The 21,088-nt window shown below is 47.8% G+C and carries 25 protein-coding genes and 1 pseudogene; 24 read left to right on the plus strand and 2 right to left on the minus strand.

Features of this window, described 5'->3' with window-relative positions; translation table 11 throughout:
- Positions 1-232 precede the first annotated feature (232 nt).
- From rpmE to AC0L13_RS02300, 3 genes are all read left to right on the plus strand, one after another.
- Positions 233-448, plus strand: coding sequence for a 50S ribosomal protein L31 (gene rpmE / locus AC0L13_RS02290; RefSeq protein ID WP_060209476.1), 216 nt, complete (start codon positions 233-235; stop codon positions 446-448).
- Between the two features lie 260 nt (positions 449-708).
- The gene (locus AC0L13_RS02295) at positions 709-1,311 is read left to right on the plus strand and encodes a thymidine kinase (protein WP_473643541.1); all 603 of its coding nucleotides are present in this window, start codon (positions 709-711) and stop codon (positions 1,309-1,311) included.
- Positions 1,312-1,429: 118 nt separating this feature from the next.
- The gene (locus AC0L13_RS02300; protein ID WP_473643543.1) at positions 1,430-2,437 is read left to right on the plus strand and encodes a VanW family protein; all 1,008 of its coding nucleotides are present in this window, start codon (positions 1,430-1,432) and stop codon (positions 2,435-2,437) included.
- Here the strand turns inward: AC0L13_RS02300 and AC0L13_RS02305 are convergent.
- Positions 2,430-2,720: a hypothetical protein gene (locus AC0L13_RS02305; RefSeq protein ID WP_473643545.1), complete on the minus strand. Its 291-nt coding sequence runs from the start codon at positions 2,718-2,720 to the stop codon at positions 2,430-2,432. The two genes, AC0L13_RS02300 and AC0L13_RS02305, sit on opposite strands and share 8 nt — an antisense overlap.
- Before the next feature lie 240 nt (positions 2,721-2,960).
- Between AC0L13_RS02305 and AC0L13_RS02310 the strand changes: the two genes are divergently transcribed.
- Positions 2,961-3,665: a nuclease-related domain-containing protein gene (locus AC0L13_RS02310; RefSeq protein WP_473643548.1), complete on the plus strand. Its 705-nt coding sequence runs from the start codon at positions 2,961-2,963 to the stop codon at positions 3,663-3,665.
- Between the two features lie 256 nt (positions 3,666-3,921).
- On the opposite strand, the gene AC0L13_RS02315 is transcribed toward AC0L13_RS02310, so the two are convergent.
- Positions 3,922-4,362, minus strand: coding sequence for a hypothetical protein (locus AC0L13_RS02315; RefSeq protein ID WP_473643550.1), 441 nt, complete (start codon positions 4,360-4,362; stop codon positions 3,922-3,924).
- 134 nt (positions 4,363-4,496) lie between these two features.
- Here AC0L13_RS02315 and prfA point away from each other — a divergent pair, with 134 nt between their 5' ends.
- From prfA to atpG, 20 genes and pseudogenes are all read left to right on the plus strand, one after another.
- Positions 4,497-5,573: a peptide chain release factor 1 gene (gene prfA / locus AC0L13_RS02320; protein ID WP_473643552.1), complete on the plus strand. Its 1,077-nt coding sequence runs from the start codon at positions 4,497-4,499 to the stop codon at positions 5,571-5,573.
- Positions 5,566-6,411 carry a peptide chain release factor N(5)-glutamine methyltransferase gene (prmC, locus tag AC0L13_RS02325; RefSeq protein WP_473643554.1) on the plus strand — a complete coding sequence of 282 codons (846 nt, stop codon included), beginning with the start codon at positions 5,566-5,568 and terminating at the stop codon, positions 6,409-6,411. The genes prfA and prmC overlap by 8 nt, the downstream gene beginning before the upstream one ends.
- A gap of 43 nt (positions 6,412-6,454) precedes the next feature.
- Positions 6,455-7,024, plus strand: coding sequence for a stage II sporulation protein R (locus AC0L13_RS02330; protein WP_473643557.1), 570 nt, complete (start codon positions 6,455-6,457; stop codon positions 7,022-7,024).
- Between the two features lie 61 nt (positions 7,025-7,085).
- Positions 7,086-8,123: an L-threonylcarbamoyladenylate synthase gene (locus tag AC0L13_RS02335; protein ID WP_473643559.1), complete on the plus strand. Its 1,038-nt coding sequence runs from the start codon at positions 7,086-7,088 to the stop codon at positions 8,121-8,123.
- 125 nt (positions 8,124-8,248) lie between these two features.
- The gene (locus AC0L13_RS02340; RefSeq protein ID WP_473643562.1) at positions 8,249-8,671 is read left to right on the plus strand and encodes a manganese efflux pump; all 423 of its coding nucleotides are present in this window, start codon (positions 8,249-8,251) and stop codon (positions 8,669-8,671) included.
- Positions 8,672-8,807: 136 nt separating this feature from the next.
- Positions 8,808-9,113: an arsenate reductase/protein-tyrosine-phosphatase family protein gene (locus AC0L13_RS02345; RefSeq protein WP_473643564.1), complete on the plus strand. Its 306-nt coding sequence runs from the start codon at positions 8,808-8,810 to the stop codon at positions 9,111-9,113.
- Positions 9,110-9,253 (plus strand): hypothetical protein, encoded by a 144-nt coding sequence (locus AC0L13_RS02350; RefSeq protein WP_473643566.1) that lies wholly within the window; start codon positions 9,110-9,112, stop codon positions 9,251-9,253. Before AC0L13_RS02345 ends, AC0L13_RS02350 begins: the two co-directional genes overlap by 4 nt.
- Positions 9,250-10,532: pseudogene (locus tag AC0L13_RS02355) on the plus strand (methyl-accepting chemotaxis protein). Before AC0L13_RS02350 ends, AC0L13_RS02355 begins: the two are co-directional and overlap by 4 nt.
- A gap of 105 nt (positions 10,533-10,637) precedes the next feature.
- Entirely contained in the window at positions 10,638-11,078 is a 441-nt protein-coding gene (gene rpiB / locus AC0L13_RS02360; protein WP_440498233.1) for a ribose 5-phosphate isomerase B, read from the plus strand.
- 13 nt (positions 11,079-11,091) lie between these two features.
- Positions 11,092-11,655 (plus strand): TIGR01440 family protein, encoded by a 564-nt coding sequence (locus tag AC0L13_RS02365; RefSeq protein ID WP_473643569.1) that lies wholly within the window; start codon positions 11,092-11,094, stop codon positions 11,653-11,655.
- Between the two features lie 159 nt (positions 11,656-11,814).
- Complete coding sequence (glyA, locus tag AC0L13_RS02370; RefSeq protein WP_473643571.1) at positions 11,815-13,068, plus strand: serine hydroxymethyltransferase; 1,254 nt, start codon at positions 11,815-11,817, stop codon at positions 13,066-13,068.
- Between the two features lie 345 nt (positions 13,069-13,413).
- On the plus strand, positions 13,414-14,043 hold the full coding sequence (upp, locus tag AC0L13_RS02375) for a uracil phosphoribosyltransferase (protein ID WP_060209505.1): 630 nt from the start codon (positions 13,414-13,416) through the stop codon (positions 14,041-14,043).
- A gap of 2 nt (positions 14,044-14,045) precedes the next feature.
- Positions 14,046-15,200 carry a non-hydrolyzing UDP-N-acetylglucosamine 2-epimerase gene (gene wecB / locus AC0L13_RS02380; protein ID WP_473643574.1) on the plus strand — a complete coding sequence of 385 codons (1,155 nt, stop codon included), beginning with the start codon at positions 14,046-14,048 and terminating at the stop codon, positions 15,198-15,200.
- A gap of 553 nt (positions 15,201-15,753) precedes the next feature.
- Positions 15,754-16,128, plus strand: coding sequence for an ATP synthase subunit I (locus AC0L13_RS02385; protein ID WP_473643576.1), 375 nt, complete (start codon positions 15,754-15,756; stop codon positions 16,126-16,128).
- 29 nt (positions 16,129-16,157) lie between these two features.
- Positions 16,158-16,868 (plus strand): F0F1 ATP synthase subunit A, encoded by a 711-nt coding sequence (gene atpB, locus AC0L13_RS02390; protein ID WP_473643578.1) that lies wholly within the window; start codon positions 16,158-16,160, stop codon positions 16,866-16,868.
- A gap of 71 nt (positions 16,869-16,939) precedes the next feature.
- Positions 16,940-17,164 carry a F0F1 ATP synthase subunit C gene (atpE, locus tag AC0L13_RS02395; RefSeq protein ID WP_252501943.1) on the plus strand — a complete coding sequence of 75 codons (225 nt, stop codon included), beginning with the start codon at positions 16,940-16,942 and terminating at the stop codon, positions 17,162-17,164.
- Positions 17,165-17,357: 193 nt separating this feature from the next.
- Complete coding sequence (gene atpF, locus AC0L13_RS02400; RefSeq protein WP_473646816.1) at positions 17,358-17,882, plus strand: F0F1 ATP synthase subunit B; 525 nt, start codon at positions 17,358-17,360, stop codon at positions 17,880-17,882.
- Positions 17,879-18,418, plus strand: coding sequence for a F0F1 ATP synthase subunit delta (locus AC0L13_RS02405; RefSeq protein ID WP_473643581.1), 540 nt, complete (start codon positions 17,879-17,881; stop codon positions 18,416-18,418). The genes atpF and AC0L13_RS02405 overlap by 4 nt, the downstream gene beginning before the upstream one ends.
- A gap of 23 nt (positions 18,419-18,441) precedes the next feature.
- The gene (gene atpA, locus AC0L13_RS02410) at positions 18,442-19,953 is read left to right on the plus strand and encodes a F0F1 ATP synthase subunit alpha (RefSeq protein ID WP_473643583.1); all 1,512 of its coding nucleotides are present in this window, start codon (positions 18,442-18,444) and stop codon (positions 19,951-19,953) included.
- A 238-nt stretch (positions 19,954-20,191) separates the two neighbouring features.
- Positions 20,192-21,049, plus strand: coding sequence for an ATP synthase F1 subunit gamma (gene atpG / locus AC0L13_RS02415; protein WP_473643585.1), 858 nt, complete (start codon positions 20,192-20,194; stop codon positions 21,047-21,049).
- Positions 21,050-21,088: the final 39 nt, after the last annotated feature.

Raw genomic sequence — 21,088 nt, forward strand, 5'->3', positions numbered from 1 at the left:
CGTTACGAAGAACGGCGTTGCGAGCAGCAATTATGAAGTGAAATCGAAGTGTAATATTCGATTTAAAATAGTTGCATATACCTAATGAATTTGTTATAATTCTTGAGTATGGTTTATAGCCATCTGCTGCATATGCGGTTGACATATACGGACCGTGTAAGGCATCAGTCTTATGCAACACCCTACAATAATACTCTGTTCCGGATGGTTCAGGGCGAGAGGAGAGAGACCGATGAGAGCAGGAATTCATCCAAATTACAAAGTTGCGACTGTCACTTGTTCATGTGGAAACACATTCGAAACAGGTTCTGTAAAAGAGGACATTCGCGTTGAAGTTTGTTCAGAATGCCATCCATTCTACACTGGACGCCAAAAATTCGCTGCAGCGGACGGACGTATCGACCGCTTCAACAAAAAATATGGCTTCAAAGAAGAAGGACAAGAATAAGAACCTTCCAACCCGCCAACATTGTTTGGCGGGTTTTCAATTTGGGAATAAAACGAATAGATTTCTTTTTGAATACACTCCTTTATTTATCATTCGGCGCGAAGATAATTTTCCTTGAATAGCGCCTCCCACGGACCCTCCATAACATATTCTGACACGAAATAAAAGACGTCCTTTCCACAGTTTTTTAATGTATGATAGACATTCCGACAACTAATAGAACAACTTTACATAGAGCAAGAATTGAAAGGGGAACCAACATGTACGTAACAATGCAAGGCGGCTGGATAGAAGTGATTTGTGGAAGCATGTTTTCAGGAAAATCCGAGGAATTGATTCGCCGCGTACGCCGCGCTCAATTCGCGAAACAGAAAATTGCTGTTTTCAAGCCAGAAATCGACGACCGGTATAGCGAAGAAGCTGTCGTCAGCCATAACGGAACGACAGTAATAGCAACGCCGGTTGCTGAATCGACGCAAATTGAGCAATTTGTAAAAGATGATTACGATATCATCGCAATTGACGAAGCACAATTTTTCGATGAAGGCATCGTCGACGTCGTCATGGAATTGGCGGACCGTGGATTCCGAGTTATCGTCGCAGGTCTCGACCAAGATTTCCGCGGAGAACCATTCGGACCAATGCCGCAGCTCATGGCTGTCGCTGAAAACGTCACAAAACTGCAAGCTGTTTGCACAGTTTGCGGATCACCTGCAAGCCGAACACAGCGGCTTATTAACGGAAAACCTGCTGGCTATGACGATCCGATCATCCTCGTCGGCGCATCCGAAGCATACGAAGCAAGATGCCGCATGCACCATCAAGTCCCAAACGGCGTAACCGCGAACGTGGCGGTTAAATAAATATTGAAATGACAGCATGGATCTTCTCTATGCTGTTTTTTTATTGCCATTGAAACACACACTATCCACAACCCTTGAATACTATGGCTAATGGCAACGAGTAAAGGAAGGGAGATGGATGAAAATGAAAAAATGGATTTCTGCATTTCTTTTTATCATGATGATTGGATTGTTCGGCTGCCAACAGCGATCGGTGATTGAACAACATACAGAAAGCGCGGAAACGCCTGAACGGGAAGAACAGGCGGAACAACAAGCAGAATCGGCCAAGCAGCCGGTTGCCCAAACGGAAATCATCCCGGCGCTGGCCCCAGTTATCAACATTATCGACCCGACAACCGATGAAATGATCCACACAATAACTCCGATGGACCTTGGCTATGAAATGGACATCACTGCGTACATAGCGAAAATCGAACAACTTGCAAAAGAGCTTGCACGCGGAGTCGATGGAAAACCTGGCTATGATCAAAGGATGGTCCTCGACAGATTGGACGAACAGGGTAATCTCATCGAAGGCAACCCGCTGATCCTTTTGCGGGAAAGCATTCTAGTGGAGCGGATAATGGAAGTGTCAGCCACGGGCGGGACTGTTGAACTGCCGATTGAAATAACAAAAAGCGGCTATGCTCCGGAAGATCTCACGCATTTGGACGATGTTGTCATCGCCTCCTATACGACCTATTTCAATCCTGCGGACAAAAATCGGAATAAAAACATCGAACTTTCAGCAACCGCAATTGACAAAGTCATCGTCGGCAAGGGCGACCAATTCTCCTTCAACACCGTCGTCGGACCGCGAGACGAAGCGAACGGCTACCAGCCAGCCCCTGAAATTATCAACAAAAAACTTGTCATGGGAATAGGTGGAGGGATTTGCCAAACATCCTCCACTTTATTCAATGCTGTCGATCAGCTTCCGGTGAAATACATCGAGTGGCACCATCATTCAATAGACATCGGCTACGTCCCGAAAGGAAGAGATGCAACCGTTTCCTACGGCGGCCTCGACTTCAGATTCCAGAATACTGCGGACGCCCCATTCCTTATTAAAACCATATACGGCAAGAGTTCTTTGACGATTGAGATTAGGACTGCGGAAAAATATGTAGAAGTTATCAAGTAAGTTGCAATGTTGCGTCCAAAGCCGGCTGTTTCGCGTCCAAAGCAATCCTCACGTCCAAAGCCGGCTGTTTCGCGTCCAAAGCAATCCTCACGTCCAAAGCCGGCTGTTTCGCGTCCAAAGCAATCCGCCACACGTCCAAAGCCGGCTGTTTCGCGTCCAAAGCAATCCTCACGTCCAAAGCCGGCTGTTTCGCGTCCAAAGCAATCTGCCACACGTCCAAAGCCGGCTGCGCCGCGTCCAAAGCAACCCGCCTCACGTCCAAAGTCGACTGTCTCGCGTCCAAAGAGATTCAATTCTCGTCTAAAGCTGAGTGTTCCGCGTCCAAACCAATTCCATGTGCAAAAAAGTAGACCGCTTCGAGCTCATCAAAGTCCATTTGGCTTTCAAAAATTCCTCGATAAATTAATTTTAAATGCTCTTTTCGCACCAAAAATGAATTTTAATCCGGATATCAGGGGTAATTCAAAATTTCCTTCCATTTTGAAATATTTCCTTACTGGTACAATGCTAGCGAGGTGATGAAATGTTAATCAAAAAACGGAGCGAACCCTTGTCTTTGGTAGGATTACAGTCATTAATCCGCCGGCTGCCTAACCACCACCAACAATATGCGATAATCGAGGAAGATCTCAGAAGAAGAAAGGCGGGATTCGGAGGTGAATTGAATTTCGACAAGCACATTAATGAATTCCGCCCATTACACCCTTTCGGCTTACTTCATGATATTTGTCTTATCTACAATGGGATTTTCTTTCAAATGGATTCAGTACTGATTCTGCCAGACAAAATTATTATCTTTGAAATAAAAAATCTTGGCGGAAAAATCACAGTCAAGGCAAATCCAACTCAATTCATACAAGAAATCAAGGGAGAAAGAAAAATTATTCAAAGTCCAATCACAGAGCTGGAACGAAAAATAATATTCTTGGAAAGATGGTTAAAGGAGAAGGGGATTGATGTTCCTGTTAAAGGAATGATCGGACTTGCCTACACGAATGAATTATTCATTGAAGAGAAAACGAATGCGGATATTTTATTCACACATGAAATTCCGATTCGACTGTATAGCATGGTAATCGATCAGGAATTATTGAGTAGAAATAGCATCATAGAAATTGCTCATGCTATGATCGATTCGCACAAGGAATACAATCCTTTTCCTTTAACAAAAACGTTGAATATAGCAAAAAGACGATATAATACCAGGGGTGATTTGCCCGGAGTGTAACCGTAAAGGAATGGAGTGGCGCTATAAAAAATGGCGTTGTTCAGGCTGTTTTCATAGTGATTTAAATTGTCATCTGCCACTTCTCGACGATTGGTTCTACTTAATGGATAGTTATATAACCAACCGACAGTTTCGTTCGTTTTCAGGCATAGAACATCAGCCTATAGCAAAAAGATTATTGAAGAGTTCAGGACTAATCATGAAAGGCAATCGGAGGACTGCATTTTATATAAGATGATTTTTTACAAACGCTTTGTCAAAAGCGTTTTTTTAATCGCGTCATACTATACCCTAGCTGCGCGTCCAAAGCGAGCCGTCGCGCGTCCAAAGCGAGCCGTCGCGCGTCCAAAGCGAGCCGCCGCGCGTCCAAAGCGAGCCGTCGCGCGTCCAAAGCGAGCCGTCGCGCGTCCAAAGTGAGCTGTCGCACGTCCAAAGCAACCCCTCGCAGGTTCAAAGTGATCCTCCGCGCGTCCAAAACAACCCCTCGCACGTCCAAAGTGATCCTCCGCGCGTCCAAAGCGACCCCTCGCACGTCCAAAGCGACCCTCCGCGCGTCCAAAGTGACCCTCCGCGCGTCCAAAGCATTCCCTCCACGTCCAAAGCAAGCCGTCGTGCGTCCAAAGTGAGCTGTCGCGCGTCCAAAGCGAGCCCCCGCACGTCCAAAGCGATCCGCCTCACGTCCAAAGTGATCCTTCACACGTCCAAAGTCAGCCCTGCGCGCTCAAAACACTCTCGCCAACACCCACACCCGAAGAAATCACTGTATTTCAGCGCATTATTCCCGTACAATTAGTATACAAAACAGACTGAGAACGAAGAGGTGCAATGACTATGTTTGATAGGCTTCAAGCCGTTGAGGATCGATATGAGCGATTGAATGAATTGCTGAGCGATCCGGATATTGTGAGTGATATGACTAAGCTGCGGACGTATTCGAAGGAGCAGTCCGACTTGCAGGATACCGTCGATGCGTACCGTGAATTTAAGAGCGCGACGACGCAGTATAACAATGCGAAGGAAATGCTCGAGGAACCGTTAGACGACGAAATGAAAGAACTTGTCAAAATGGAAATCGCGGAGCTCGATGAACAGATCGAGTCGCTTGAAAAGAGACTGAAACTGTTGCTCGTTCCGAAAGATCCGAACGACGATAAAAACGTTATTATGGAGATCCGCGGCGCGGCGGGCGGCGACGAGGCGGCGCTGTTTGCGGGCAACTTATATCGAATGTATAGCCGGTTCGCAGAAACGAATCATTGGAAAGTGGAAGTGATGGACTCCTCGCCGACCGAGCTTGGCGGATTCAAGGAAATCATTTTCATGATCAACGGGAGCGGCGCGTATTCCAAGCTGAAATATGAAAACGGAGCGCATCGTGTCCAGCGTGTGCCGGAAACGGAATCGGGCGGCCGCATCCATACGTCGACTGCAACCGTCGCCGTATTGCCGGAAGCGGAAGAAGTTGAAATCGATATCCACGAAAAAGACATCCGAACCGACACATTCGCTTCATCCGGACCGGGCGGGCAATCCGTCAACACGACGATGTCCGCTGTCCGTCTGACGCATTTGCCGACAGGCATCACCGTTTCGTGCCAAGATGAAAAATCGCAAATCAAAAACAAAGAGAAAGCGATGAAAGTCCTCCGCGCGCGTATTTACGATAAATTCATGCAGGAAGCGCAAGCGGAATACGATGAAAAGCGGAAATCCGCCGTCGGGACGGGCGATCGCTCCGAACGGATCCGCACGTACAACTTCCCGCAAAACCGTGTGACAGACCATCGTATAGGACTCACGATCCAAAAACTCGACCAGATCATCGAAGGGAAGCTCGATGAAGTAATCGATTCGCTTATCGTCGAAGATCAGGCAAGACGGTTAGAAAGCTTAGATAAGAATGACTGAAAAAATCTATGAAGCGCTCAATAAAGCGAAATCTCTTCTCGAATCGAAAAACTTGGACAGCCATGCCGCACAGCTGCTCATGGAGCATGTGACGCAAAAATCCGGTGCCGCAATGCTCGCAGATTTGCGAGAGCCGCTCACACCTGAACAGCACAAAGCGTTTTGGAATAAAACCGATGAGCTGCTCACAGGCAAGCCTGTCCAACATATTATCGGCACAGAACAGTTTTACGGGCTGTCGTTCGAGGTGAACGAACACGTACTCATCCCACGGCCTGAAACGGAGGAGCTCGTATTTGGCGCGCTTGAACGTAGCCGCAAGTTCCTTGAATGCCGCGTGGCGGATATCGGTACAGGAAGCGGCGCAATCGCGATTGCCTTCAAAAAAGAACGACCTGAATCACTTGTCACGGCGACAGATATTAGTGAAGCGGCGCTCAAAGTTGCGAAGCGGAATGCGAAGTGTAATGGAGTCGACGTCGATTTCAGACACGGCAATATGACGGAACCGATTGCAGGAGAAAAGTGGGATATCGTCCTGTCGAATCCGCCGTATATTGCTTGGGACGAGTCCAAAGAAATGTCTGCGACAGTGCTCGATTATGAGCCGCATAGCGCGTTGTTCGCGGATGATGATGGACTTTTCTTCTATAAGCAGCTTGCGGAAAAATTGCCGCCGCTTATGAACAAGCCTTCGCTCATCGGCGTCGAGATCGGCTATCTTCAAGGGCCGGCAGTGAGCGGGCTTTTCCAAAAGGCGTTCCCGGGTGCGCGGGTTTCCATAGAAAAAGATGTGAACGGAAAAGATCGAATGATATTTTGCGAGATTCGTGAATAAAACCTTCCGACCCTGTCCACAATGAGGTCAGGAGGGGATCGATATGTTGCAAGACTATGAAATTACTAATCTAAAACCAAATAAGCGGATGGATCGTGTGATGGCAGTTGTTGAGTTCATTCTCGTTCTGTTCCTCATCCAATCCGCGTTGATGTTATTTACAGGGCAGGGAGAGCAGGAAGAGGAGATCAGGTTCCGGATTCTGTCGCACTCAAATGCACCTGCCGATCAGCAATTGAAGAAAGAAATTCAGCTTGTCATCGAGCCGATGATCAATCAAGCGATTTCACAAGCAGAATCGAAATCAGAAATTGTGGATAACTTAAAAGCGATAGAATCAACCATTTTGGAAACTGCTAAATCGATGGCGGACGGACAAGACGTACGCTTCGAGCGGACAGCAGCTCTGTTCCCGCCGAAGCGGTCGGGCTTTGTTATTACGCCGCAAGCGCCGTATGACGCGTATATTTTGACGATCGGCAGCGGGCGGGGTGACAATTGGTGGTGCTCTTTATTCCCAAGGGTCTGTTTCCCTGACAAAGATGTGGAAGAATCTGACGACGAGAAAGTCACTTTCTTCATTTGGGAGTGGATAAAGTCGTTATTTGATTAAAGTTATCCACTTCGAATTGTGGATAAGTGGATGAAATTGTGTATAAATGGGGGTTTGAACTTTGGAAACTGAAATTGTTTCAGTGGATAACGATATGGATAACTCAATAAGTTATCAACGTGCTGTGGATATGTTGAAAGATGGAGACGTCGTCGCGTTCCCGACCGAAACGGTTTACGGTCTCGGCGCACTTGCGACTGATGCGGCTGCCGTACAACGGATCTTCGAAGCGAAAGGGCGCCCTTCCGACAATCCGCTCATCGTACATATAGGAAATGCAGAAGATGTGGAAAAATATGCAGTGGACGTACCGGAAAATGCAAGTAAGCTGATGAATGCATTTTGGCCTGGCCCGTTGACACTCGTCTTCCATAAAAGGCCTGGTGTCATTGCGGAAAATGTCACGCCGGGCTTTGATACGGTCGGCTTGCGGATGCCCGATCATCCTGTCGCGCTAAAGCTTCTTCGTACGCTTGACGGACCGCTTGCTGCACCGAGCGCGAATCGAAGTGGAAAGCCGAGCCCGACGGAAGCTGCACATGTCATGACCGATCTCAACGGAAGGATTCCTCTCATCGTCGACGGCGGAAAGACGGGTGTCGGTGTTGAATCGACTGTTCTCGACATGACGGCTACGCCTCCTGAAATTTTGCGCCCCGGTGGTGTGACGCGCGAAATGATCGAGGAAGTGATTGGCGCAGTTCGCGCTGAAAGCAAATCGCCAAGTGCGACCGATGAGGAAGCACCGCGTGCACCTGGCATGAAATATATGCATTACGCCCCGGAGTCGCCGCTTTTCGTCATTCAGCCGGACGAGTCGGTAATCCGTGAAGCAGTCGTGCAGCTGAAATCAGAAGGGAAACGGGTAGCTGTCATTGGGCCCGATGAATTCGACATTGCGCTGGCAGACTGGTATTTCCCGGTCGGTCCGCTCCATGATAACGAGGCGATGGCGGTAAATCTTTACGGAGCGATCCGCCAATGCGATTCAACGGACGCCGATGTTATTCTCGCTGCTGCGACCGATTCAGAAGGAGTTGGCGCAGCGGTCATGAACCGGCTGTTGAAAGCGGCGGATGGGAAACGGTACAACGGGTAATGAATGAACCATTTTCCTAACAATCGAAGATGAACGGATAAGAAGATGAATGGATAATAGGATATGAATGACCTCCTAAACGAGCGCATAAGATGGATGGATGCGGAAGTTGGGAGGTCAAATCATTGTTGGAAATATTCGCTGCAAGCGTCACGACAATCGATGTCGTCGTTGTTTTATCGTTGCTCCAATTGCGGAAAGGAAGGCTCGTCCTCGCACTGTGGATAACATTTCTGAACATGGTGCTGCCATTCGCAGGATTTGTCATGGGGGACTGGTCCGCCAATCTTTTTACGGTGTGGAGCCATTTGCTGTCAGGGGTTTTGCTTGCATTGATCGGTATCCACATGTTGTTGCAGGATGATGATAACAGCATGCTGAAACGGCAGCTCCATCCTGCAATCATTGCGCTAGCTGTCAGCTTGGACACCTTTTCGGTGAGCGTTTCTTTCGGCATGCTCCATTTGAATAAAATACTGTTCATTCTCGCTTCGGGATTCCTCTCGTTCTTTTTTCCTGCTTGGCCCTTTATTTCGGAAGATTTTTGAGCATTAAAAACGGAAGGCTGCTTCGCTTTATTGCGGGACTTGCTTTATTGGTCATGGGGATATTGTCATGGTTTCGATGAAATTATCTATTTCTTTCTTCACGGCTATCAGGTATTCTAAAGGTAGGTGATCATGAATGAATATTTATTTTATTTGCACAGGGAATACATGCAGGAGTCCGATGGCGGAGGCGATTCTCCGTTCAAAGGCGATAGAGGGCGTCAAGGTTCGGTCGGCTGGCGTAAGTGCGGTTGACGGGTTGCCAATCTCAACGAACGCCAAGACGCTAATCGAAGAAGCGGGCATGCCATACACGCCAGTTTCCAATGCAGTTACAGCGGAGGAGCTGGAATGGGCGGATCTCGTATTGACGATGACGATGTCGCATAAGGATTTTTTGCTGCATGTATTCCCGGAAGTTGAAAAAAGACCTTTACGTTGAAAGAGTTCGCAACGCCGGGGGATTTCGGGGATGTGCACGATCCGTACGGCGGCAGTTTAGCGACGTACCGGACGACTTTCGATGAATTGGACATGTTGATTGAGCAGTTGAAGATGAAGCTGACGGAGGATGGGGAATGAAGAAGAAATTCGGCTTGCGTAAAAAATTGGTATTATTCGTAACGGTACTTGCAGTTGTCACATATTCGACGAGCGCCTTGTTCATCAACTATATTGGGCCGGAGTTCTTTCCGAACATCCAGCCGTTCGTATTTGAGATCAGTACATATGCGTTAGGAATCATATGGTCAGGCATTTTGGCGGCTTTATTCAGCATAATTTTGACGAAGCCGTTGCAGAACTTGGAGAAGGCGGCTATCGAGGTAGCAGACGGAAAAATCGGCACGGATATCGAGCTGCCGAAGTCGTCCGACGAAATTCGCTCCGTTGCGGAAGCGTTCCAACAGCTCGTCGTCAATTTGCGAACAATCGTCGCGGAAATAGAGACGAATTTCGAAAAGACGGCTCATACGGTTGATCGGTTATCCGGTGAGACAAGCAGTGCGGCATCACAGCAGACGCGGTTGCTTCAACAATTATGGAAATTTCCTCGGGCGCAGAAGCTTCAGCAGTGGCGATCCAGGAAACGGCAGAGGCGATTGAGGATGTACGGACATTGGCAGCGGAAGTGAGCAGCCGTGCGGAAGATTCGTCCGAGCAATCGAAAGAGATGCTTGTGGAACTTGAGCGCACGACAGAAGTATTCCGAGCGCTCGTAAAAGGAATCCGGGACATGTCGAATCAAAGCGAGCAGTCGCTCGGTACAATTCGCGAACTCGATCAAAACGCGCAAAAAATCGGTGAAATCGTACAGCTCGTCGGCAGCATCGCCAGCCAGACGAATTTGCTCGCGTTGAACGCATCCATTGAGGCAGCACGTGCTGGAGAGCATGGAAAAGGTTTCGCAGTCGTCGCGGAGGAAGTGCGGGTACTTGCGGATGAAAGTGCGAAAGCGGTACATAGCATCGACGAACTTGTGAAAATGATCCAGTCCGACGTCGTCACGAAAGTCGTGAAAGAAATGGAAAGGCAAGTGAGCACGGCTGCGAACGAAGCAAACCGCGCCGATGCAACGAGCGGCAACGTTGAAGCGATGGCGGCAAAAGTGAATGGTATGGCCGATTCCGTCGTCAAAATTTCGGAACTCGTTGAACACCAGCTATCGAATATCGAAACGACCGCTATGCAATCGCAAGAAGTCGCAGCAATCGCGGAACAGACATCAGCAGGCGCAGAAGAAGTACGCGCTGCCACGGAAGAACAAGTGAAATCGATCGAGCAGACCGACATTATGGCGAGCCACTTGAAGAAGCAATCGGAAGACCTTTATAAAGTCATTAGCCAGTTCGATCGTTCATAACAATATCATTCATTTCACAGCCCGAAATAGTAACACCAGGGCTGTGTTTTTTTGTCGAACAATGGTAGAATGATTTGTGAGTAAATTAAGAAAAGAGGGGACGCAATGAAAATCGCAATCTCTTCGGATCATGGCGGTAATCGTCTGCGCCATGAAATCATGGACTTATTATCGGAACTAGGATTGGACTATGAAGATTTTGGTCCGAACTCCGACGAATCGGTCGATTATCCGGATTACGCCAAACCTGTAGCAGACGGTGTTGCAAGCGGGAAGTTCGACCGTGGCATCCTCATTTGCGGAACGGGGATCGGCATGTCGATCGCTGCGAATAAAGTGAAAGGAATCCGTTGTGCGCTCGTTCATGATGTCTTCAGTGCGAAGGCGACGAGAGGGCATAACGATTCGAATATCCTTGCCATGGGAGAACGTGTTATCGGACCAGGCCTAGCGCGGGAAGTTGCAACAGCATGGCTCGACACTTCATTTGAGGGAGGCCGTCACGAACGACGCGTCGCCAAATTGACAGAGCTTGAAAATAAGTGAGGTGAGCAAGGCAATGGATGATGTATTGAATTTATTGAAGCTTCAGCTCGAACAGCTGCTATCAGAAATGGCGGAGCAGACAACATTCACGCCAGGTACATTTTTCGTCGTCGGCTGCTCGACGTCTGAAATCGCTGGCAAACGGATTGGAACGGGAGGCGCGCTAGAAGTCGCCGAAGCACTATTCAAGCCGTTAGAAGCATTTGCAAAAAAGTATGATGTACAATTAGCTTTCCAAGGCTGCGAGCATATTAACCGCGCCTTGACGATCGAGCGCAAAGCTGCGGAAAAAATGAATCTCGACACGGTATCCGTCATTCCGGCGGTACATGCCGGCGGATCAATGTCCACATATGCGTTTGAGCATTTGAAAGACGCAGTCGTCGTCGAATCGATCCGCGCACATGCAGGGATCGATATTGGCCAGACACTGATCGGCATGCATCTGAAGCAAGTCGCTGTCCCGCTGCGCACGTCCATCGACAAAATCGGGGACGCCGTCGTCACTGTAGCGACGACCCGCCCGAAATTGATCGGCGGTGAACGGGCAATCTATAGCCGCCCGGTGGAAGACTAATCTTCATTTCAATAGAAGCGCCTGCCAGCTTTCTCCGCCATATCCGGTATATATTCCGGCTTGGCAGAAGAACAGCGGCGTTTAATCACCGGACAAGCTTGCACATTTGGTCAGCGCCTGCATCCGGATATATAAATTCAGAAAAGGGGAAATGGAATCATGGATTTAAGCAATGTGAAACGTGAAGATACAGCAGTGTACGAAGCGATCATGGCGGAAAAGAACCGCCAGAACGCGAATATCGAATTGATTGCATCCGAAAACTTCGTGACGGAAGCGGTCATGGAAGCACAAGGCTCCTACTTGACGAATAAATATGCTGAAGGCTATCCAGGCAAACGCTACTACGGCGGATGCGAGCATGTCGATGTCGTTGAAAACATCGCACGCGACCGTGTGAAGGAAATTTTCGGCGCGGCATATGCAAACGTGCAAGCCCACTCCGGTGCGCAAGCGAATATGGCTGTCTATTTCACAATTCTTGAGCCGGGCGACACTGTTCTCGGTATGAACCTTTCCCACGGCGGGCACTTGACGCACGGCAGTCCGGTCAACTTCTCGGGCATCCTGTACAATTTCGTCGAGTACGGCGTCAGCAAAGAAGACGAGCGTATCGACTACGAAGACGTCCGTCAAAAAGCGCTTGAGCATAAGCCGAAATTGATCGTTGCCGGCGCAAGCGCGTATCCGCGTGAAATCGACTTCGCGAAATTCCGTGAAATCGCGGATGAAGTCGGTGCGTACTTGATGGTCGACATGGCACATATCGCTGGCCTTGTCGCAGTAGGCGAGCATCCGAATCCAGTGCCGCACGCGCACTTCGTCACATCGACGACGCATAAGACATTGCGCGGACCACGTGGCGGATTGATCCTTGTCAACGAGGAATTCGCTGAGCAATTCGGACGCAAAATCGACAAGACAATCTTCCCTGGCATCCAAGGCGGCCCGCTCATGCACGTCATCGCTGCAAAAGCGGTTGCATTCGGCGAAGCCCAAAAGCCTGAGTTTAAATCGCATATCCAGCAAGTGAAGAAAAATGCGAAAGCCCTTGCGGAATCCTTGATGGCTGAAGGTGTCGACATCGTATCAGGCGGAACGGACAACCACTTGTTGCTCGTCAATTTGAAATCACTCGGCATCACAGGCAAAGTCGCTGAACACGTCCTTGACGAAGTCGGCATCACTGTGAATAAAAACACTATTCCATTCGACACGGAAAGCCCATTTGTCACGTCCGGCATCCGTATCGGAACACCAGCTGTCACAACACGCGGCTTCAAAGAGGAAGAGATGAAGGAGATCGGCTCCATCATCGCCAACCTATTGAAAAACCACGAAGACGAAGCTGCGAAAAAAGAAGCGGCCGAGCGCGTCAAAGCATTAACAGACCGTTTCCCGCTCTACGCATAATTAATTAGCCCCGCTCTCTGCGCGAGAGCGGGGATTTTTATTATTGCTTAAGCCGCCCGCAAAGAAGTGCATTTAATTTGTCAAAAGCATTCAGCGCGCCGAAGAGCCCCTGCCATCAAACTATCTCCGCGACCTATCCAAAATCAACCTAAAAACGCATAAATCGCAGTTTCCTCGCATAAATCATTAAATACGCGCATAAATCAGAATTCCCACGCATAAACCGCCACAAATCCGCATATAACACAAAATCCACGCATAACCGACATTATCCACATTCGCGATGTGTAAATCGACATGTTTCTGTTATAATGTACAGGACATTCCGAAAAGGAGCGATAAGCAATGGCAAAAGTACATGTATTCGATCATCCGCTCATCCAGCATAAATTGACGCATATTCGTGACGTGAACACGGGAACGAAGGAGTTCCGCGAGCTCGTCGACGAAGTGGCGACATTGATGGCGTATGAAATTACCCGCGATCTTCCGTTGACGGAAGTGGAAGTGGAAACACCGGTCCAGACTGCAAAATCAAATGTATTGGCAGGCAAAAAAATTGGGATCGTACCTATTCTTCGTGCAGGCATCGGCATGGTCGATGGCATCTTGAACTTGATTCCGGCAGCGAAAGTTGGACATATCGGCTTGTTCCGTGATCCGGAAACACTTCAACCGCATGAGTATTTCGTGAAACTTCCTTCCGATGTATCGGAGCGTGAATTCATTCTCGTCGACCCGATGCTGGCAACGGGCGGTACAGCAGTAGAGGCAGTAAATTCATTGAAAAAACGCGGTGCAAAAAACATCCGCTTCATGTGCTTGATTGCAGCTCCTGAAGGCGTGAAAGTATTCACGGAAGCACATCCTGATATCGATGTGTATATTGCTGCATTGGACGAAAAATTGAACGAACACGGATATATTGTTCCAGGTCTTGGCGACGCAGGAGACCGCCTGTTTGGCACAAAATAACAATGGAACAAAATAATGGGGGAGGCGTGAATGGATTGAAACGGAAATGGAAAGTGATGACGATATTCGGTACGCGGCCGGAAGCGATTAAAATGGCGCCGCTCGTACTCGAACTGCAAAAGCATCCTGAGGAGATCGAATCGATCGTCACGGTGACAGCGCAACATCGTCAAATGCTCGACCAAGTTTTGCATGCATTCAACATCACACCAGATTATGATTTGAACATCATGAAAAATCGGCAGACGCTCATCGATGTCGCTACCCGCGGATTGGAAGGGCTCGATGAGATCATGAGAGAGGCGCAGCCCGATATCGTGCTCGTCCATGGCGACACATCGACGACTTTCGTTGGCAGCCTCGCTGCGTTCTACAATAAAATCGCAGTTGGCCATGTCGAGGCGGGCCTTCGGACATGGGATAAATTCTCTCCGTATCCGGAGGAAATAAACCGCCAGCTGACGGGCGTCCTTGCCGACCTTCATTTCTCGCCGACCGAAAAGTCCGCACAAAACCTTTTAAATGAAGGAAAACAGGAAGACCGGATTTACATTACAGGGAATACAGCGATTGACGCGTTGCATACGACGGTGAGAGATGACTATCATCATCCGATTCTTGATAAAATCGGAGATGATCGGCTCATCCTTCTTACCGCGCATCGACGTGAAAACTTGGGCGAACCGATGCGCAATATGTTCCGTGCCATCAACCGGATCCTTGAAAAGCATCCGGACACTCAAGTCATCTATCCGGTCCATATGAATCCGGCCGTACGGGAAGTGGCTGACGAAATCCTCGGCTCGAACAAGCGAGTTCACTTGATCGAACCGCTCGAAGTCGTCGATTTCCATAACTTCGCCGCGCGCTCGCATATTATCTTGACCGACTCTGGCGGCATCCAGGAAGAAGCGCCGTCACTCGGCAAACCGGTCATCGTCCTTCGCGACACGACGGAGCGTCCGGAAGGCATTGAAGCGGGAACTTTGAAGCTTGCTGGCACTGACGAAGAAACGATCTTCAATATGACAGACGCACTTCTATCCGACGAGGCGGAATATAGCACTATGGCGAAAGCGTCCAATCCATACGGAGACGGCCACGCATCTGAACGGATCGTCAGCGCATTGAAGGAATATCTTTCCTCGGTGAACTAAAATGAATAAAACGTTTGTGCACTTTGAACAACGCTTGCACATTCAACAAAAAAACGCGTGAATCCACGCCAGTGAGGGATTTTTTCATCGGGTCATACTGAGGGAAATCCCTCATTTTTTCAATGTAAAATATTTCTCTGTGCAAATATGTCTATTATTTGACAACATGAAGACTTTGTGAAGAATTTCACGGGAATCAATTGACATCAAAATGCCCCTATTGTATGCTTACAAAGGGTAAGAATGATAGGGAATCATACATATGATAAACGCCTTGGCGATAAGCTTCTGGGCGATTCTATCATCCTTTATTGGACGTCGTTCCACGAAGGTCTCCATGAGCGTGCTCAGTAGCAACGCCTCCTGGTGGTCAGTTGCTTACGGCGATTCACAAATAATTACAGGTTCCGACCTTTTTCGGAGTCTCTATCGGTACAAGCCCTTATTAGGGAAACGACTTAAGTCGTTTGGCATAGCTCATTGCTTCATTGTACTCGCCCCCCTTTTCGAAATCGCCAGACCCGGAAAATACGAATCAGGAGAATCACCCATCATGCATACACTGCGACACATTTTTAATAGGCAGAAAAAGGCACTCTTTTTTTTGCTCGCACTGTTTGTCATCGGATGGGCTTTTACTGACTTCAAACCGATTTTTGGCGGATTAATCTTAGGCTCCTTGTTCGGACTGTATAATTTCTTTATTCTTGTCCGTAGAATGGAAAGATTTGATCAGAACATTTCGGAAGGAAAAGGAACAAAGTCAATCGGAGGAACCGCATTGCGATTCGGATCCGGTGTGGCAGCGGCAGCCATTGCGTTGTCGATGCCGGAAAAATTTGATCTGATCGGAACAGTGATCGGACTGATGATTCCATACGTTCTGTTGTTAATTGACAGAATCGTAGTCCACGTCAAGCAATTCTAACTGACACGCATAAGGGAGGTGAACGAAACGTGAACCATGAAAATCCGGACATTACAATCGGATTCTTAAGCTTTAACCCAGCAAACGTTCTCATGCTCTTTGTCACATGTCTAGTCGTTTTCCTCATCGCCGTCCTCTCGACGCGCAATTTGAAAATTAAACCGACCGGCATGCAGAACTTCATGGAATGGGTCATGGATTTCGTCAAAGGGATCATTAAGAACAATATGGACTGGAAAACAGGTGGCCGTTTCCACGTACTCGGAATCACCTTGATCATGTTCGTTTTCGTAGCAAATATGCTCGGACTGCCATTCGCGATAGTCTGGGACGATAAACTTTGGTGGAAATCGCCTACAGCGGACCCTGTCATTACGATGACACTCGCTTCAATGGTAGTTGTGTTAACCCATTACTATGGCGTTAAACAATTGGGGACAAAAGGATACTTCAAAACGTATCTTCAACCAATGCCATTCTTGGCACCACTTAAAATTATTGAAGAATTTGCAAACACATTGACACTCGGTCTACGTCTTTACGGTAATATTTTCGCAGGGGAGATCCTCATCGGTCTACTTGCAACACTCGGGGCTGGCAGTGCATTCGGTCTTATCGGAGCAATCATCCCGTCAATCGCTTGGTTAGGTTTCTCAGTCTTCATCGGAGCGATCCAGGCTTTCATCTTCGTTATGTTAACGATGGTCTACATGGCGCATAAAGTCCAAACGGATCATTAAACATATATTGCCCCATTAGTGGGTTAGTAAACAATAACAAAAAACATGAAATTTTAGGAGGATATTACACTATGGTAGGTTCAGTTGGTCTATTAGCAGCAGCACTTGCAGTTGGTCTTGGTGCACTTGGAGCAGGTATCGGTAACGGTTTGATCGTTTCTAAAACAGTAGAAGGTATCGCTCGTCAACCAGAAGCACGCGGTATGCTTCAAACAACAATGTTCATCGGGGTAGCGTTAGTTGAGGCCCTTCCGATCATCGCGACAGTTATCGCGTTCATCGTAATGAACCAATAATAGTACAACAACTTTACAAAATGGCGAAGAACGAGGCAAATTGCCCTTCGCCATTCATTTATGTAACTACTAACGTTTGAAATAGTAATTTGAAGTTGAAAATTAAGAATAACGTTCTTTCTATACAATATCGAAATTGACATGAGCTCTTGAAGGGAGTGAAACAATCGTGTTAGGAAACACCTTCATCCTATTGTCCGCAAGCGGCGGAGGATTTTTGTCAGCATTGAATAACAGGTTGAATCTAGGCGACATCATCGTCACAGTACTAATGTTCACGATCCTCATGGTTCTACTCAAAAAGTTCGCATGGGGCCCACTAATGGGCGTGATGGATCAACGTGCGCAATTGATTGCAAATGAAATCGAAGCAGCTGAAAACAGCCGCTTGGAATCTCAAAAGCTTTTGGAAGAGCAACGTGCCCTATTAAAGGAAGCACGTGACAACGCACAAGCGATTGTTGAAAACGCGCGCAAACAAGGCGAAACACAACGTGAAGAGCTGATCACAGCAGCACGTGCAGAAGTGAACCGGATGAAAGAATCCGCTACACTTGAAATCGCGACAGAGAAAGAAAAAGCAGTTGCAGCTGTCCGCGAAGAATTCGTTTCACTTTCAATTTTGGCGGCATCTAAAGTTCTTGGAAAAGAAATCTCTGAAGAGGACAACCGTGCTTTGATTGAAGAAACGATTGTGAAGGCAGGCGAAAGCCGATGAGCAACTCGGTCGTAGCAAAACGATACGCAACAGCAATTTTTGAGCTATCTCAGCAACACGGACAAACCAGCGCAATTCAAGAAGAAATGAAAGAATTGGTGAGTGTGTTCCGTGACAATAAAGATCTTGGTGAACTATTAGGTTCTCCGAAGTTATCATCAGCGAAGAAGAAGGAACTGATTGCGAACATTTTCAAAGGCGTAAATCCAATCGTAATGAATGCATTGTACGTATTGCTCGATGCAAAACGGATGGATGAAGCTCAAAATGTCTTCGAAGAATTTCTCGGACTTGCGGATGATGCAGCGGGAATCGCGGAAGCGAAAGTGTACTCGACGCGCCCATTGACGGAGCAAGAGACGAATGCCATTTCGGCAACTTTTGCACAAAAAGTCGGCAAACATTCTTTACGCATTGAAAATATCATCGATCCAAGCCTTATCGGGGGCGTCCGTCTCCAAATCGGCAATCAGATTTACGACAGCAGCTTGAGCGCGAAGCTCGACAAACTGCAACGTAAACTGATCGGATCCTAATTAGAAATTGAGGGGTGACATACATGAGCATCAAAGCTGAAGAAATCAGCACGCTGATTAAGCAGCAGATTGAAAACTATCAGTCTGAGATGGAAGTAAGCGAAGTCGGTACGGTTATCAAAATCGGTGACGGTATCGCTCTTGCTCATGGCCTCGACAACGTCATGGCCGGAGAACTTCTTGAGTTCTCTACAGGTGTCATGGGTATGGCGCAAAACTTGGAAGCGAACAACGTAGGTATCGTTATCCTCGGACCATACACAGATATCAAAGAAGGCGATGAAGTACGTCGGACTGGCCGTATTATGGAAGTTCCTGTCGGTGAGGAACTGATTGGACGCGTCGTGAATTCACTCGGCTTGCCAGTTGATGGATTAGGCCCGATTGCAACGACAAAAACTCGTCCAATTGAAAGTCCTGCACAAGGCGTCATGGCACGTAAATCCGTTCATGAGCCATTGCAAACAGGCATCAAGGCGATCGATGCACTTGTACCGATCGGCCGTGGACAGCGTGAATTGATCATCGGTGACCGTCAAACTGGTAAAACGACTGTTGCAATCGATACAATTCTAAACCAAGCTGACCAAGATATGATTTGTATTTATGTAGCGATCGGACAAAAGGAATCCACAGTTCGTGGGGTTGTAGAAACACTTCGTAAAAACGGTGCGCTTGATTACACAATCGTTGTAACAGCATCTGCTTCTTCACCAGCTCCATTGCTATATCTTGCACCTTATACAGGTGTAACGATGGCTGAAGAATTCATGTTCCAAGGCAAGCACGTCCTTGTTGTCTATGATGACCTTTCTAAACAAGCGGCTGCTTACCGTGAACTTTCCTTGCTACTTCGCCGTCCTCCAGGCCGTGAAGCTTATCCTGGTGACGTATTCTACTTGCACTCCCGTCTACTTGAGCGTGCAGCGAAGTTGAATGATACATTAGGCGCAGGTTCAATCACTGCACTTCCATTCGTTGAAACACAAGCTGGGGATATCTCTGCTTACATACCAACGAACGTTATTTCCATCACAGATGGTCAAATCTTCTTGCAGTCGGATCTCTTCTTCTCTGGTGTACGTCCAGCGATCAACGCCGGTCTTTCCGTATCCCGTGTAGGTGGTTCCGCGCAAATCAAAGCGATGAAAAAGGTTGCGGGTACACTCCGTCTTGACCTTGCAGCATACCGTGAACTTGAAGCGTTCGCGCAATTCGGTTCCGACCTTGACGCAGCGACAAAAGCGAAACTTGACCGCGGACAGCGTACAGTTGAAGTGTTGAAACAAGACTTGAACAAGCCGCTTAAAGTGGAATACCAAGTTGTCATCCTTTATGCGTTGACGCGTGGACTTCTTGACGACGTAGCTGTGCATGACATCCTTCGCTTCGAGAGCGAAGTGACGAGCTGGCTCGAATCTAACCACACTGAAGTGTATGATCATATCCGTACGACGAAAGACCTTCCGTCTGATGAAGTAATGAAAGATGCGATCAACGCATTCAAGAAAAACTTCGTACCGTCCGAATCTTAATTAACTTAATTCAGCAGATTCCCTACTTTTATAATTGTTGGGACGGAGGTTTAGTCTCCTAAGTTCAATGGGCCTCAACACCCGGCTGAATTGCGTTAAGCCTCCGGCGGATGTCACAGATTTTTAGAAGGAGTTTTCGAGCGAGCTCGAAAAATCTGGACGCAATTACGCCAAGGCGTAATTGATAAACGTATCTAAGGATTTTGATCTAACTAAACAATAAGGTGGTGAATTGCCAGTGGTATCATTACGCGATATAGAAAACCGTATTAAATCGACAAAGAAGACGAGTCAGATTACGAAAGCGATGCAAATGGTGTCGGCTTCCAAATTGAACCGTGCAGAAATGAATGCGAAAGCTTTCGTTCCCTACATGGATAAAATCGAAGAAGTCGTCGGCGCCATCGCAAGTGCTACAACCGACTCCGGACACCCAATGCTCGTAAACCGTCCAGTGAAGAAGACAGGTTATATTATCGTGTCTTCCGACCGCGGCCTCGTAGGGGGTTACAACGCTAACATCTTCCGTGCGGCTAGACGTGCGATAGAGCAACGTCACACATCGAAGGACGACGTGAAAATCGTCGCCATCGGACGCAAAGGGCTTGAGTTTTTCTCTCGCCTCGGATATGAAGTCGTTGAAAGTCTCGTCGGAGTATCGGACCACCCTTCTTTCGATGAAATAAAAGCAATCGCTAATCGAGCTGTTGGCATGTTCACAGAAGGCGAATTTGATGAAGTGTACTTATATTACAGCCACTACATCTCCGCCATCTCCAGTGAAGTGACGGAAAGGAAATTGCTTCCGCTCACGGACATTTCATCAGCGTCAGCAATGACTTCGTATGAATTTGAGCCTTCCGCGGAAGCGATTCTTGAAACGCTTCTTCCACAATACGCGGAAAGCCTCATCTACGGGGCAGTGCTTGATGGAAAAGCGAGCGAACATGCTTCAAGTATGACAGCGATGAAGACTGCTACAGATAATGCAGGAGAATTGATCGATTCATTGAGCCTTCAATTCAACCGTGCACGCCAAGCAGCAATTACGCAGGAGATTACAGAAATCGTCGGCGGAGTTGCAGCATTAGAATAAGCACGTACTGAACGGTAAAAGTAAGACAGGAGGGAAAAG

The organism is Sporosarcina sp. QA0331, assembly GCF_055808055.1.

Excerpts from the sequence above, each read along its gene's own strand:
- upp (WP_060209505.1), top strand. The coding sequence starts at position 13,414 with ATGGCAAAAGTACATGTATTCGATCATCCGCTCATCCAGCATAAATTG.
- rpmE (WP_060209476.1), top strand. The coding sequence starts at position 233 with ATGAGAGCAGGAATTCATCCAAATTACAAAGTTGCGACTGTCACTTGT.
- AC0L13_RS02405 (WP_473643581.1), top strand. The coding sequence starts at position 17,879 with ATGAGCAACTCGGTCGTAGCAAAACGATACGCAACAGCAATTTTTGAG.
- AC0L13_RS02345 (WP_473643564.1), top strand. The coding sequence starts at position 8,808 with ATGAATATTTATTTTATTTGCACAGGGAATACATGCAGGAGTCCGATG.
- wecB (WP_473643574.1), top strand. The coding sequence starts at position 14,046 with ATGGAACAAAATAATGGGGGAGGCGTGAATGGATTGAAACGGAAATGG.
- prfA (WP_473643552.1), top strand. The coding sequence starts at position 4,497 with ATGTTTGATAGGCTTCAAGCCGTTGAGGATCGATATGAGCGATTGAAT.
- prmC (WP_473643554.1), top strand. The coding sequence starts at position 5,566 with ATGACTGAAAAAATCTATGAAGCGCTCAATAAAGCGAAATCTCTTCTC.
- glyA (WP_473643571.1), top strand. The coding sequence starts at position 11,815 with ATGGATTTAAGCAATGTGAAACGTGAAGATACAGCAGTGTACGAAGCG.
- atpA (WP_473643583.1), top strand. The coding sequence starts at position 18,442 with ATGAGCATCAAAGCTGAAGAAATCAGCACGCTGATTAAGCAGCAGATT.
- AC0L13_RS02330 (WP_473643557.1), top strand. The coding sequence starts at position 6,455 with ATGTTGCAAGACTATGAAATTACTAATCTAAAACCAAATAAGCGGATG.
- AC0L13_RS02385 (WP_473643576.1), top strand. The coding sequence starts at position 15,754 with ATGCATACACTGCGACACATTTTTAATAGGCAGAAAAAGGCACTCTTT.
- AC0L13_RS02295 (WP_473643541.1), top strand. The coding sequence starts at position 709 with ATGTACGTAACAATGCAAGGCGGCTGGATAGAAGTGATTTGTGGAAGC.
- AC0L13_RS02365 (WP_473643569.1), top strand. The coding sequence starts at position 11,092 with ATGGATGATGTATTGAATTTATTGAAGCTTCAGCTCGAACAGCTGCTA.
- AC0L13_RS02310 (WP_473643548.1), top strand. The coding sequence starts at position 2,961 with ATGTTAATCAAAAAACGGAGCGAACCCTTGTCTTTGGTAGGATTACAG.
- atpE (WP_252501943.1), top strand. The coding sequence starts at position 16,940 with ATGGTAGGTTCAGTTGGTCTATTAGCAGCAGCACTTGCAGTTGGTCTT.
- AC0L13_RS02300 (WP_473643543.1), top strand. The coding sequence starts at position 1,430 with ATGAAAATGAAAAAATGGATTTCTGCATTTCTTTTTATCATGATGATT.
- rpiB (WP_440498233.1), top strand. The coding sequence starts at position 10,638 with ATGAAAATCGCAATCTCTTCGGATCATGGCGGTAATCGTCTGCGCCAT.